Below are 13,465 nucleotides of genomic sequence, written 5' to 3'. Positions count from 1 at the left end.
CCAGGCAGCCAGCGCTTTTAAATTTTCTTATGGAGATTTGCGCATGCCTGCTTTACACACAGTCGGCTTCCGTCTGTCATTACTGACTGTTGCGGTTTTTTCTGCCCTGCCCGCTTTCGCGAAAGACGATCAAATGACCGTGGTGGCCACTGGCAACCAACGCAGCACATTTGAAGCACCAATGATGGTTACCGTTATTGATGCCAATACCCCTGAAAGCCAAACTTCATCATCTGCCGCTGACATGCTGCGCCGGGTGCCCGGGATCACTCTTTCCGGCACCGGCCGCACCAATGGTCAGGACGTCAGCATGCGCGGTTACGATCGCCGTGGCGTGTTGATGCTGGTTGATGGCGTACGCCAGGGCACGGACACCGGGCATCTCAACAGCACGTTTCTTGATCCGGCTTTAATCAAGCGTATCGAAGTGGTGCGCGGCCCGGCAGCTCTGCTGTACGGCAGTGGCGCACTCGGCGGTGTGATTTCTTATGAAACAGCAGATGCCAGCGATTTGCTGTATGAAGGCCAGAACAGTGGTTTCCGCGTGTTTGGTAGCGGTGCGACGGGCGATCACAGTGTCGGAATGGGTGCCAGCGCCTTTGGCCGCACGGATAACCTTGATGGCCTGGTTGCGTGGTCGAGCCGCGACCGTGGCGACATCCGCCAGAGCGACGGCGAAACCGCGCCAAACGATGAAAACATCGGTAACTTCTTGACTAAAGGCACCTGGTATATCGACCCGGCGCAGTCACTGGCAGGCTCTCTGCGTTATTACAATAACGCCGCACAGGAGCCTAAAAACCCACAGACGACTAACGCTGACTCAAGCAACCCGATGGTTGACCGCTCAACCATTCAGCGCGACGCACAGCTGAAATACCACATTGGGCCGGACCAAAGCGATTGGCTAAATGCCGATGCTACCGCCTACTGGTCTGAAGCTCGCATCAACGCGCAGGGCCAAACTGATGGTGCTGAGTTCCGCAAGCAAACCACCACTGGTGGAAAAGTCGAAAACCGCAGCCGTGTATTTACCGACAGTTTCGCCGCCCACCTGCTGACTTACGGCGGTGAGTATTATCGCCAGGATCAAAAACCTGGCGGCAACACCACGGGCTTCCCACAGGCCAACATCGACTTCGGCTCCGGCTGGTTGCAGGATGAAATCACCCTGCGCGACCTGCCTGTCTCCCTGTTAGCCGGCACACGCTATGACAATTACAGCGGCAGCAGCGACGGCTATGACGACGTGAACGCCGATAAATGGTCATCGCGTGGCGCACTGTCCATTACGCCAACCGAATGGTTGATGCTGTTTGGATCTTATGCGCAGGCGTTCCGCGCCCCAACCATGGGCGAAATGTATAACGATGCGAAACACTTCTCTATCGGCACTCGTTACACCAACTATTGGGTTCCGAACCCGAATCTGCGCCCGGAAACTAACGAAACGCAGGAATACGGCTTTGGCTTACGCTTCGACGATTTAATGCTGGCTGAAGACGGCCTCGAATTTAAAGCCAGCTACTTCGATACCAAAGCAAAAGACTACATTTCTACCACCGTCGATTTCGCCAAAGCGACCACCATGTCCTATAACGTTCCTGATGCCAAAATCTGGGGTTGGGATATGACGGCGAAATACACCAGTGCGTGGTTCAGTTTAGATCTGGCTTATAACCGCACCCGTGGTAAAGACACCGGCACAGGCGACTGGATTTCAAGCCTGAACCCGGACACTGTCACCAGCATTCTGGATGTGCCTGTCGCACAAAGTGGCTTCTCCGTGGGCTGGGTTGGCACCTTCGCCGAGCGCTCAACGCATATCAGCAGCAGCTACAGCGCGCAGCCGGGTTACGGTGTGAACGATTTCTATATCAGCTATACAGGCCAGCAGCAGTTGCGCGGGCTCTCCACTTCCCTGGTACTGGGTAACGCCTTTGATAAGGAATACTGGTCGCCACAGGGGCTCCCACAAGATGGCCGTAACGGCAAAATCTTCGTTAGTTATCAATGGTAAGGAAGCAATATGACTCAGCGTTATGACAACTGGTTGCAGCTCAAACAACAGCACCCTAAAAAATATGCTCGCGACATCGCTCGTCTGATGAACATCAGCGAGGCCGAACTGACTCATGCTCGTGTAGGGCATGATGCATGGCGCTTAAAAGGTGAAGTTCGCGACATTCTCGCCTCCCTTGAAAACGTCGGCGAAATCAAGTCCATTTGCCGTAACGAATATGCGGTGCATGAACAAGTTGGCCGTTTTGAGAACCAACAACTTCATGGCCATGCAGGGTTGGTTCTTAACCCCCGCGCGCTGGATTTGCGTCTATTTCTGAACCAATGGGCTTTCGCTTTCCACATCCGTGAAGAAACCGCTCGCGGTGAACGCCAGAGCATTCAGTTTTTTGACCATCAGGGTGATGCGCTGCTGAAGGTGTATACCACCGACAACACCGATTTCGCTGCCTGGGGCGATATGCTGGCGAAGTTTATCTATGCTGATAACCCGGAGCTTGAGCTGCAAGCAACAGAAGAAAGCGTGATGACACCTGCGGTAGATGGCCAACAGGTTGATTCCGAATGGCGCAGCCTGCGTGACGTGCATCAGTTCTTTGGTCTGCTCAAACGCCACCAGCTAACACGCCAGCAGGCATTTCGCCTTGTCGCTGAAGACCTGGCCTGCCAGGTTGATAACAGCGCACTGGCGCAGCTGTTAGCTCAGGCGAAACAGGATCAAAATGAAATTATGATCTTCGTCGGCAACCAGGGCACCGTGCAGATTTTCACCGGCAAGGTGGAAAAAGTTGTGCCAATGGATAACTGGATCAATATCTTCAACCCTCAGTTCACCTTGCACTTGATGGGCGACACCATCGCTGAAAGCTGGGTGACGCGTAAACCAAGCGGCGATGGCTTTGTGACGAGCCTGGAACTGTTTGCGGCTGACGGCACGCAAATCGCGCAGCTTTACGGGCAACGTACAGAAGGCGAACCTGAGCAGCAGCAGTGGCGCTCACAGCTGGAAGCATTGGTAAGCAAAGGGCTGGCCGCATGAAACGCTGGTTAATTGCCCTGCTTGCAATGCCAGTGATTGCCGCTGCCAATGAACGAGTGGTGGCAATTGGTGGCGACGTTACGGAAATTGCCTTTGCACTAGGTTCGGGTGACCAGTTGGTCGCCCGGGACAGCACCAGTCTGCATCCGGAGGCTGCAACAAAGCTGCCTGATGTCGGTTACTTGCGCCAGCTTAATGCCGAAGGGATTCTGGCTATGCGCCCGACGCTGGTACTCGCGAGTGCGCAGGCCAAACCTTCGCTCGCACTTGAGCAAGTCGCCAGTAGCAACGTCAAAGTGGTCACTATTCCGGCGAGTAATTCACTGGATGCTATCGATGAGAAGATTGACGCAGTCGCGCAAGCGATGGGGAAAACGGCTCAGGGCGATGCTTTGCGCAAGCAAGTGCATAGCAAACTGGCTTCGATTCCTGAGAAACCATTGCCGGTGAAAGTGCTGTTCATCATGAGTCACGGTGGCATGACTGCCATGGCGGCCGGGCAAGAGACGGCGGCTGATGCTGCGATTCACGCCGCGGGTTTGCAAAATGCGATGCAAGGTTTCAAGCGTTATCAGCCAATGTCGCAGGAGGGCGTGATTGCCAGCAAGCCGCAATTGGTACTGGTCACAGCCGACGGCGTGAAAACGCTGGGTGGTGAAGATAACGTCTGGAAACTGCCGGGTCTTGCGCAAACTCCCGCTGGGAAAAGCCGCCAGCTGCTAGTTGTTGATGATATGGCGTTGCTCGGTTTTGGCCTGCAAACACCCGATGCGATCCTTGCGTTACGTAAGAAAGCGGAGCAATTGCCTTGATACGCCGTCCCCTGCCCCAACGCGCTCTGTTCGCCATGATTCTGGCGTTACTGGCACTGTCTTTGGTTGCCGCCAATTTAGGTGCCATGCGTCTTTCCATCGCCGTGCTGTGGCAAACTCAGGATGAAGCGTTGCGTCATATCTGGCTCAACATTCGTCTGCCGCGAGTATTGCTAGCAACGCTTGTGGGCGGCGCACTGGCACTTTCAGGCTGCGTGATGCAGGGGCTATTTCGCAACCCGCTGGCTGATCCAGGTTTACTTGGGATCAGTAGCGGTGCTGCACTTGCGGTTGGGTTTTCAGTAGTCCTGCCGATCGCACTACCGGCAGTCCTGGCATTATATGTTCCAATGCTTGCCGCATTTGTTGGCAGTCTTGCGGTCACGCTGGTGATCTTCTTCTTAAGCCGCCAGGGTAACAACAGTCTTTCGCGCTTGCTGCTGGTAGGGATTGCCATCAATGCGCTTTGCGGCGCGGCGGTCGGCGTGCTTTCCTGGATAAGTAATGATGCCCAATTGCGACAATTATCGCTTTGGGGAATGGGTAGCCTTGGGCAAGCCCAGTGGTCAACCTTACTTGCTACTGCTTCGTTTATTCTCCCGGCTTCGCTGGCTATCGCGTTTCTGTCCAGACGCCTTAACCTGTTACAGCTTGGAGATGAAGAAGCCCATTATCTTGGCGTGGATGTCAAAAAAACCCAACGGCAACTGCTGATTTTAAGTGCGTTGTTAGTCGCAGCAGCCGTTGCCGTAAGCGGTGTGATTGGCTTTGTTGGTTTAGTTGTTCCGCACTTAGTACGGATGTGGCTAGGTGCCGATCATCGCTGGCTGATTCCCGGCTCGGTGCTGGCTGGCGCAATGCTCCTGTTGGTTGCCGACACCCTCGCCCGCACGCTGGTTGCTCCCGCTGAAATGCCCGTTGGCCTGCTGACCAGTCTGCTTGGCGGCCCATGGTTTTTAGCAATGATTTTCCGCCCGGGGAGGGAAACTGATGGCTGATTTATTACAGGCGAAAAACGTTACGTTTCGGCCAGGCGAGCGAAAATTACTCGATGACATTAATCTGACGCTGGCTGCCGGTGAAGTCGTGGCGCTAATCGGCCCTAACGGTGCCGGAAAATCTACGCTGCTGAGAGTACTGACTGGTTTCCAGCCACCAGACGGTGGTGAAATTACCCTTGCTGGGCGTCCACTCACTTCATGGTCTGGAGATGCTCTGTCGCGTAAACGTGCGGTCATGCGCCAGCGCAGTGGTATGGCCTTTAGCTGGGCCGTTAAGGATGTGATTGCTATGGGGCGCGCGCCGTGGCCGGAAAAAGAGACTAAATCTGTCGTCCAGGAAGTGATGGCGCTAACGGGGTGCGATACGCTTGCCGGGCGCGATTTCTGCCAGCTTTCTGGTGGTGAACAACAGCGCGTACAACTGGCTCGCGCACTGGCGCAGCTATGGCTGGATGGGCAACCCCACGGCTGGCTGTTTTTAGATGAACCGACCTCGGCGCTCGATCTTTATCATCAGCAACATATCTTGCGTTTACTGCGCCGTTTATCGCTGATGGGAACATTGTCCGTTTGCGTGGTGCTGCATGATTTGAATTTGGCCGCGTTGTGGGCTGACCGGATTGTATTGCTGCATGAAGGGAAGCTGGTGGCAAATGGCTCGCCGCAACAGGTGTTGAATGAATCGACCTTGCAACATTGGTATCAGGCGGATTTACGGGTGTTCAATCATCCAGAACACCCGGTGCCTCAGGTTTGGTTACAGCAATAATAGGCTAACTAGAGCAACTAACCTCCAGGCGTTTGCCCCAGTCCGGCGGACGCTGTGTCAAATCTTCCGAATGTTCCGCAAATGGCTGGCGCAGTGCTTCATGTAGTTCAGCCAGAACACTCACATCACCTTTATCGGCGGCATCGATAGCACGCTGAGCCAACCAGTTACGCAGAACAATTGAAGGATTTGCAGCTTTCATTGCCTGCTGGCGCTGCTCGTCACTCACCTGCTCCATTTGCAGTCGAGTACGGTAGCGGGTAAACCAGCTATCAAAAGCGGCTCTGTCGATAAATTCATCCCGTAGCGGCGAGCTTGCTGAATTTTGCTCAGTCAGGCTTAGCATTCTGAACGTGCGCGTGTAATCGCTCCCTTCTTTTGCCATCAAGCCAAACAGTTCCGTGAGAATTTCATTATCTGCCGTTTGTTCGGTCAACAGGCCCAGTTTGCCGCGCATTAATTCCCCGAATGCTTTCATCAGCGCGAACTGATAGTGATCGAGCAATTCGTTGAGCCATTCCACCGAAATAAATGGTGACAGCGTCTGCGCCAGGCGCTGCAGGTTCCACAGACCTACTGCTGGTTGATTATCAAAAGCATAACGCCCCTGATGATCGGAATGGTTGCAGATAAAATCAGGCTGATAGTCATCAAGGAAACCGTACGGGCCGTAATCCATTGTCAGGCCGAGAATCGACATATTGTCAGTATTCATAACGCCATGGGCGAAACCGACAGTTTGCCAGTTAGCAATCATCAGTGCGGTACGCTCGACAACATCGCGGAACCAAAGCTGATATTTATCTTTTTCATCAACCAGATGCGGCCAGTGATGGGCAATCACATAATCTGCCAATTGCTGTACTTTTTCGGGTTCACGACGATAGTAGAAATGCTCGAAGTGGCCAAACCGGGCATGGCTTTGCGCCACACGAATCAGCATAGCGCCTTGCTCAGTGGTTTCGCGGCGTACTGGGGTGTCGCTGGTGACGATACTGAGCGCACGCGTGGTTGGTATCCCTAAGCCATGCATCGCTTCACTGGCGAGAAATTCACGTACCGTTGAGCGCAACACAGCGCGGCCATCCCCCATCCGCGAATAAGGTGTTAAGCCTGCACCTTTCAAGTGCCAGTCAAATTTTCGCCCGTCATCCAACTGTTGTTCACCGAGCAAAATACCGCGCCCGTCACCAAGTTGCCCTGCCCAGACACCAAACTGATGACCGCTATAAACCTGAGCTAAAGGCTGCATACCCGGAAGCAGCATTTCGCCACTCCAGATACCCGCATGAGATTCGTCAAACAATGAGGCATCAAGCCCGAGGTCATCAGCCAATGGACGGTTATAATAAAAAAGCCGGGAATGATGCAGCGGCGTTGGCTTCAGAGCCGTGTAAAAGCCGGGCAATTCGTCGTGCCAGCTATTGTTAAATACAGGTTTATTGGTCATGTTACCTCCTGCCAATAGTGTAGTGCTTGTACGAGGTTTTAAACACAGCACGTTGGCAGGGGTATTCACTCGAGCGGGTTAATTAGAATGAAACCAGTCGGTTAATGCCTCAGGTGAAATAGCCGGCCAGCAATTACCCTGCATGGCGAAGGCAGTTAATGAGAGGACTTTCTTACGCGTTGCATCTTCATCAATACCCGTTATAACTAATGTCTGGCAAAAAGGAGTAAGTTGGGCAAGCATTGCTAACATAAAGGGTTCAAAAGAGCGTTGTTTAATTTGTTTATGAATAAATAATTTATCCATAAATACACGTTTAAATAGCCCGTCAAAAATCGGTTTAGTCGTCGCCACTCCCGCACCAAAATTAGCCAACACTAATGAATAATGCTTACACATTGTTACTAACCGCGTATTTTCATTGCCAAGATTTAACTCGGGGAAGTTTTCATTGATAGAAAACTCAATGAACGGAAGTTGCGCCAGGCGGGAAGCCAGCACCGGATTGGCTAAAATCTCATCAACGATTACCGCACTTATATTTACCCAGACAACCATGCTCTGAGCCTTAAAGAATTCTTGATAGTTTTCGAGTAATTCTATTTGCTCATGAAACAATATTAATTGCTGTTCTGATTTAATAACTGGCGCAACTAATTCTGTTGGAATACGCACCGGCGCATCGACCCCAACAAAATTAACCAATAATTCAACACCTAAAACTTCGCCCTTAGGTAAGTAAACAGGCTGGAAATAAAAATCCGAACGATATTGTGCATCGAGTGAGAGGATCATGTTGCCAGCCGTGTTTCGAATGAGGTGGATGGCATCGTGACACGATGAACATCCAGCGTTAACTGGATTGATTTGATTGTATTTAAACGCAAGGTCATCCTTGATATGTGTATCAGATTCTTTTCGAATATAATTATATTATCCTGGTTATCTTCCTATCGCCAGTTTTAGCGAATATGACGGACAGAATCACGGTGGATTATCTCGGGAGAAAAGGATTCATTCTCATAATCATTTTCCAATAATTTACGGATCGCAAAACGCGCCATTTCACTTATCGGAAAATGAACACTGGTAATTGCAGGTCGAACAAACGCGGCTCTTTCTCCACTGTCGTAACAAACCAGTGAGATATCCTGGGGAATTCGCAGCCCACGTTCAGTGATTGCCAGCATCGCACCCACTGCCAATTCCTCATTACAACAATAAATAGCCGTCGGTTGGCTACTTTCAAGTAACTGAGATGCCAGCTGATAGCCAGCCGGCATGTCGTACTCGCCACCCAGCACCGCAGTAGGCACAAGCTGCGCCTGATTCATGGCATCAATAAAGCCCTGAAGACGCAGTAAGCTTGAAGATCGCCCACCCGGCCCATGCAAACAAGCAATTGCAGTATGGCCAGCATCAATAAGAACCTGAGTACCAAGAGCACTCGCCGCAAGATGATCAAACACCACACAGCGTGGCTCAAGCCCCGGTACATCCCGGTCCAGAATAATAAATTTGCGGTCTTGTTCAGCCAATTGCACAAGAGTGTCATCGGTGATGGCGCGGACATGTAATATCAGGCCATCGCAACGTAAATTAAACAGTCGCTGAATAGCATTGAGTTCTTTCTCAGCAGTATCACGCCCTTGAGTCACTAATAGCTGTTTTCCCTGTAATTCAGTTTCACTCTGAATGGTATCCATCAGTGCCCCAAAGAAACCGCCACGATAAGAGGTCGTGACAAGCCCTAAGGTATTGCTTTGACTGGATGCTAAAGCTCGGGCCGCAGGATTCGGCGTGTAGCCTAATTCAATGATCGCCGCTTCAACTTTGATTCGGGTCTGCGCGTTAACTTTACTATCGCCATTCACCACGCGCGAGACGGTCGCCCGGGATACACCTGCGCTGGCGGCAACATCTTCGAGAGTAACCATGAACTATCCTTTAGTGGGAGCGAAATGCTCCCAGATATTACCTGATATCGTGAATCACACCTGGGTTAGCCACGGAATTGCTGAAGGGAGTCACGTTTAGGGCCAATAGACTGGCCCTGCGCGAGGAAAAAGCTGTGCTAGATACGGCGGGCCTGCCAGAATTTCTTGCTCCAGTAGACATTATCGAGAGACGAACGCATCACGCCGCGACTGGTCGAGGCATGAATGAATTGGTTGTCCGTATCGTAAATACCAACATGCAAGCCACTTTCACCGGACCCAGTCTTAAAGAACACCAGATCGCCCGGGAGTAAATCATCTTTATCAATTTCAGTGCCAATTTTAGCCTGTTGGCGCGTTTCCCGTGGCAGTTGCAGATCAAACCGGTCACGGAAAGTAATTGACACAAAACCGGAGCAATCGACGCCACGACGGCTCATGCCACCATAACGATACGGAGTGCCATGCCAGCCGCTGAGTTGATCATTAAGCCTGGCAATTACCGTTATCGAGTCTGAAAGTCGAGAATTTGGAGGTGGCGCATGATGACTACACCCAGCGAGCACCAGACATGCCACTACAAGAATCCATACACGCATTTTCAGGCTAGTCCTCACCCGTTTATAATTTCCAGTAATTTAGCGCTTACCTATGATTTGGTGCAAGTTTTTACCAGCAACTAAAGTGTGGCTATCAGCATGCTATGCCCTTCAACCTGCATTCTGCGAAAGTGCATGTTATAGGCTGTCGCTAAATGCTGCACAGACAGCACATCATCCCGCTGACCTTGCGCAATCATTTTACCCGCACGCAACAACCAGACAGTATGTGCATGACGCAAACTGTGGTTCAAATCATGGCTGCTCATCACCACCGCAATGCCCGCTTCGCATAATGCCATCAGAATTCTGTCCAGCGCAGTTTGCTGAGCAATATCCAGACTGTTCATTGGCTCATCCAGCAGGAGCAAGCGCCCATGCTGGTTAATTTCAGGGTGAATTTGCAATACAACTGCTGCCAGGCGAACACGCTGCCACTCGCCACCAGAAAGCTGGTTAACACTGCGCGTGAGTTTATCTGTCAGACCCAGACTGCTAACGAGCTTGAGCATCACGTTATCGTCAGGACTGACTTGCTGATGCATTTGCAGGTAGTGCCAGACAGGCATGGAAAATGGTGGCATTTGTTGCTGAGAGAGATAAGCACGATGGCGAGCCAGTTGCGTAGGTTGCCATTCGTTCAGGTTGCTGCCGGCAAAGGTAATTTCCCCGCCCCCCAAACTCAACCCCGCAGCCCTCATTAATAATGTGCTTTTCCCCGCGCCGTTTGGCCCGACAAGATGCACCAGTTCACCCGTGCGTACCGTGGCGGAAATCGGCCCTAGCCGCTCCGCCACAACCACATCGTTAAGCTGTAATAACGACATTATCTCGCTAGCGCCGACTTAATAGCATTAATAACCACTGGATCTTCAGGCGTCATATCCGGTGAAAAACGTTGAATAACCTGGCCATCTCGCCCGATAAGGAATTTCTCGAAGTTCCACAGAATATCGCCTACATGAGCGGGCGCACGGCCTTTGCTGCTCATGCGTTCAAAAAAACCACTCCCATCAGGCGCAACCGCAGTTGGCGCAGCAGCCACTAATTTTTGGTACAACGGGTGACGATTCTCTCCGTTGACATCCACTTTGCTAAACATCGGGAACGTTACGCCATAAGTGGTGCTGCAAAAGGTTTTGATCTCTTCTTCATTGCCCGGCTCCTGGCCCAGGAACTGATTGCATGGGAAACCGAGAACCGAGAAACCTTCGTGCTGCAGCTCTTTTTGCAGATTCTCTAACTGTTCGTATTGCACCGTCAGACCGCATTTAGAGGCTACATTTACCACCAGCAGTACTTTACCTTTCCAGTTTTCGAGCGTTGTCGCTTCACCGTCAATGGTGGTGACTTCAGTATTCAGAATGTCTTGCATTGTGTCCCCTTAAATTGAAATCAAACGATGGATTATTTCCCAGCCTTTAATAGTAGCCATATAAATAGCGGAGCGCCCAGCGTTGCTGTCACAACACCTATCGGCAATTCGGCTGAAACCAGCGCCAGACGTGCAATGACATCAGCGCCAAGCAACACTGTTGCTCCAGCCAGCGCACTGGCAGGCAATAAAATACGATGATCCGTTAGCCCCTTAAGACGCAGCATATGCGGGATGACCAGGCCGATAAAACCAATAGCGCCGGCAAGTGCCACACTCACACCGACCAGCCATCCTGTTGCAATAACCATAATATTGCGCCACAACCAGACGGGCAGACCTAGCTGACGAGCAGACATTTCACCCAATGCCATTAAGTTTAATGGTGCATAGTTCCGACATAGCCACAGCATCACCGGAAGCAGAGTTATCATCAGCCACCATTGCCGCCAATCTACACCTCCAAAACCACCCATCATCCAATACATTAACTGGCGTAAGTCGAGGCTTGAACTGAAATAGATAGCCCAGGTCATCAGCGCACTACAGATAATCCCCAGGGCCACACCTGCAAGCAGCAATCGACTATTAGAAAGATGGCGCCGCGAAAAACGCAGCAGGATAAAAGTGATAATCAGCGCACCAGCGATCGCGCAAATACCCAGAATCCAGTCTGGCAGCATCCCTTGTCCAAGTAATACTGCTGCTACCAGCGCAACCCCTGCTCCATTGGAGACACCAAGCAGACCAGGCTCGGCCAGTGGGTTTTCAAATAAGGCCTGCATAATGGTGCCAGAAATCGCCAATGCCGCGCCAACCAAGAGCACTGCTAAGGTACGGGGCATACGGATCTGCCAGATGAACAACTGTGCATCCTCACGCATCCAGTGTTGAGGAGCAAACCACTGGTCCCCGGCGCTTAAACTCAGCACCACCATCCCCAACATTGTGGCAAACAATGCAAGTAGCCAGCGGCGTTCGTGGCGGCGTTGTTGAGCGACAAAAGTGAGCATCTGCTTGGAAAGATCCGATGAGAGTGAATTCATGCAACTGATTTTACGGGGAGTTTCCTACATCCGACAAGCGCTAAAGGAAGCGCGCGGGCCTGCGCATGAGATTTCTTCTATTCTACGCTCCCAATAATACATGAAAGGTAAATAGATAATAATTTATGGCGGAAATAGCACTGATAGTTTCACTTCCATATATAACCAACCACAGCCACCATAAGACCCCATCACGTCATAATTAGCTTTGTAATTATTTAATAAATAACCATTATTTATCAACGGCATTACGAATATTAAATCGGGAATAAACGAAGTGTGATTATAAGAAGGCAAGGCGTGATCATTGCAGACTGCAGGGATTAAAATAAATAAAAACTCAAGGAAAGGTAATTACCGTGTCTGACAACACTCTGCAAAATACATATCTGCAAACTCCCGACAGAAACCTTATTTCTGATCTCATTACAGGAAAACTGCTCCCGGGTGCAATATGGCACAAGCGTAATTATCGGTTTAAATTTATGATGCGCACAGCCCTGTTCTACAATCCCACTCGCCGGATGCTCGAGAGTCTTGCCCTGCGACCTGATTTTGAGCAGATGTTAAAGGCGCAAATAACGTTACCAAGTAAACCTCATCGCCAATATTTAGTTCGGGGATTAAATGCCAGCCAACGTGCTGACGCGGTGATCGGGCATTATCAGTTCGTGGACTCATTATCATCAAAGCAGTTGGCTGGCGCATTAATTGCGGTACAAGAAAAAACACTGGTGACCCTTACAGGAAAAGATGACTGTCAGTTTTCGCTCTCGTCTTCTTGTGCAGGAAGTGCCGAACGTGAAGGTGAAAGTACACTGTGGCTTAAGGACAGCAACCAACACGTGCTCGCCAGTCTCACTTTTAGCGTTTTACGCTCCAAAGACCAATGGCAACTTGTTATTGGTGGCCTACAGGGACCAAGACGGGAAGTACCTCATGAGGTAATAAAGCAGGCAACACGAGCCTGCTACGGTCTGTTCCCTAAACGTCTGCTAATGGAGTTTATCTGGCAATTAGCAGCCCGGAGCGTAATTTCCAGCGTATATGGGGTCAGCGATAATGGTCATGTCTTCAGGGCGCTGCGATACAGGTTAAGTAAAGGCCGCCATTTCCACGCAAGTTATGATGATTTCTGGCAATCCATTGAAGGTGTAAAAGACAACGCATGCCGTTGGCAGCTCCCTTTGCAGTTGGAACGAAAAACTCTTGAGAGCATCGCCAGTAAGAAACGTGCGGAATATCGTCGCCGCTTCCAGCTACTGGATGATATGGCGGCGCAAATTGCTAATCTGTCGTAGAGACGTTTCTTGCTGCGGCATAAACTGAGATAAATTGCTGGATTTTAAGCAAAGAAAAAGGCCGCTAAAGCGGCCTTGATATTTAAATTTAATCGACTGAAATAAAAGGATTTA

General features: G+C 50.9%; 13 protein-coding genes. 6 read left to right on the top strand and 7 right to left on the bottom strand.

Annotated elements, in window-relative coordinates:
- The first annotated feature begins 43 nt into the window (after positions 1 to 43).
- Genes LVQ76_RS11590 through LVQ76_RS11570 form a run of 5 tightly spaced genes read left to right on the top strand, consistent with a single transcriptional unit; the run spans position 44 to position 5,643 of the window.
- The gene (locus tag LVQ76_RS11590; protein WP_232921698.1) at positions 44 to 2,020 is read left to right on the top strand and encodes a TonB-dependent hemoglobin/transferrin/lactoferrin family receptor; all 1,977 of its coding nucleotides are present in this window, start codon (positions 44 to 46) and stop codon (positions 2,018 to 2,020) included.
- Between the two features lie 9 nt (positions 2,021 to 2,029).
- A complete protein-coding gene (locus tag LVQ76_RS11585; RefSeq protein WP_232921697.1) occupies positions 2,030 to 3,061 on the top strand; it encodes a hemin-degrading factor in 1,032 nt (343 codons plus the stop codon).
- Positions 3,058 to 3,873, top strand: a complete 816-nt coding sequence (locus LVQ76_RS11580) for a heme/hemin ABC transporter substrate-binding protein (protein ID WP_232921696.1) — start codon at positions 3,058 to 3,060, stop codon at positions 3,871 to 3,873. Before LVQ76_RS11585 ends, LVQ76_RS11580 begins: the two co-directional genes overlap by 4 nt.
- A 35-nt stretch (positions 3,874 to 3,908) precedes the next feature.
- Positions 3,909 to 4,871 carry a FecCD family ABC transporter permease gene (locus tag LVQ76_RS11575; RefSeq protein WP_232921727.1) on the top strand — a complete coding sequence of 321 codons (963 nt, stop codon included), beginning with the start codon at positions 3,909 to 3,911 and terminating at the stop codon, positions 4,869 to 4,871.
- Positions 4,864 to 5,643 carry a heme ABC transporter ATP-binding protein gene (locus LVQ76_RS11570; protein WP_232921695.1) on the top strand — a complete coding sequence of 260 codons (780 nt, stop codon included), beginning with the start codon at positions 4,864 to 4,866 and terminating at the stop codon, positions 5,641 to 5,643. The genes LVQ76_RS11575 and LVQ76_RS11570 overlap by 8 nt, the downstream gene beginning before the upstream one ends.
- 4 nt (positions 5,644 to 5,647) lie before the next feature.
- Here LVQ76_RS11570 and selO read toward each other — a convergent pair whose 3' ends face one another.
- The 7 genes from selO to btuC all read right to left on the bottom strand — a co-directional run bounded on the left by selO (position 5,648) and on the right by btuC (position 12,017).
- Entirely contained in the window at positions 5,648 to 7,093 is a 1,446-nt protein-coding gene (gene selO, locus LVQ76_RS11565) for a protein adenylyltransferase SelO (RefSeq protein ID WP_232921694.1), read from the bottom strand.
- 78 nt (positions 7,094 to 7,171) lie between these two features.
- Entirely contained in the window at positions 7,172 to 7,888 is a 717-nt protein-coding gene (locus LVQ76_RS11560; RefSeq protein WP_232921693.1) for an EAL domain-containing protein, read from the bottom strand.
- A gap of 167 nt (positions 7,889 to 8,055) precedes the next feature.
- Entirely contained in the window at positions 8,056 to 9,030 is a 975-nt protein-coding gene (locus tag LVQ76_RS11555) for a LacI family DNA-binding transcriptional regulator (RefSeq protein WP_232921692.1), read from the bottom strand.
- 137 nt (positions 9,031 to 9,167) lie between these two features.
- A complete protein-coding gene (locus LVQ76_RS11550) occupies positions 9,168 to 9,629 on the bottom strand; it encodes an NlpC/P60 family protein (protein ID WP_034455965.1) in 462 nt (153 codons plus the stop codon).
- Positions 9,630 to 9,709: 80 nt separating this feature from the next.
- Entirely contained in the window at positions 9,710 to 10,456 is a 747-nt protein-coding gene (gene btuD, locus LVQ76_RS11545; protein WP_232921691.1) for a vitamin B12 ABC transporter ATP-binding protein BtuD, read from the bottom strand.
- Positions 10,456 to 11,004, bottom strand: a complete 549-nt coding sequence (locus tag LVQ76_RS11540; RefSeq protein WP_232921690.1) for a glutathione peroxidase — start codon at positions 11,002 to 11,004, stop codon at positions 10,456 to 10,458. The genes btuD and LVQ76_RS11540 overlap by 1 nt, the downstream gene beginning before the upstream one ends.
- A 32-nt stretch (positions 11,005 to 11,036) precedes the next feature.
- On the bottom strand, positions 11,037 to 12,017 hold the full coding sequence (gene btuC, locus LVQ76_RS11535) for a vitamin B12 ABC transporter permease BtuC (protein WP_064553914.1): 981 nt from the start codon (positions 12,015 to 12,017) through the stop codon (positions 11,037 to 11,039).
- A 392-nt stretch (positions 12,018 to 12,409) separates the two neighbouring features.
- Here btuC and LVQ76_RS11530 point away from each other — a divergent pair, with 392 nt between their 5' ends.
- Positions 12,410 to 13,351 (top strand): VirK/YbjX family protein, encoded by a 942-nt coding sequence (locus tag LVQ76_RS11530; protein WP_232921689.1) that lies wholly within the window; start codon positions 12,410 to 12,412, stop codon positions 13,349 to 13,351.
- Positions 13,352 to 13,465: the final 114 nt, after the last annotated feature.

Source organism: Buttiauxella cochleicola (assembly GCF_021283185.1).
GTDB lineage: Bacteria > Pseudomonadota > Gammaproteobacteria > Enterobacterales > Enterobacteriaceae > Buttiauxella > Buttiauxella massiliensis.
The sequence above is the reverse complement of the archived record's forward strand: the minus strand, read 5'-3'. Positions and strand labels throughout refer to the sequence as shown.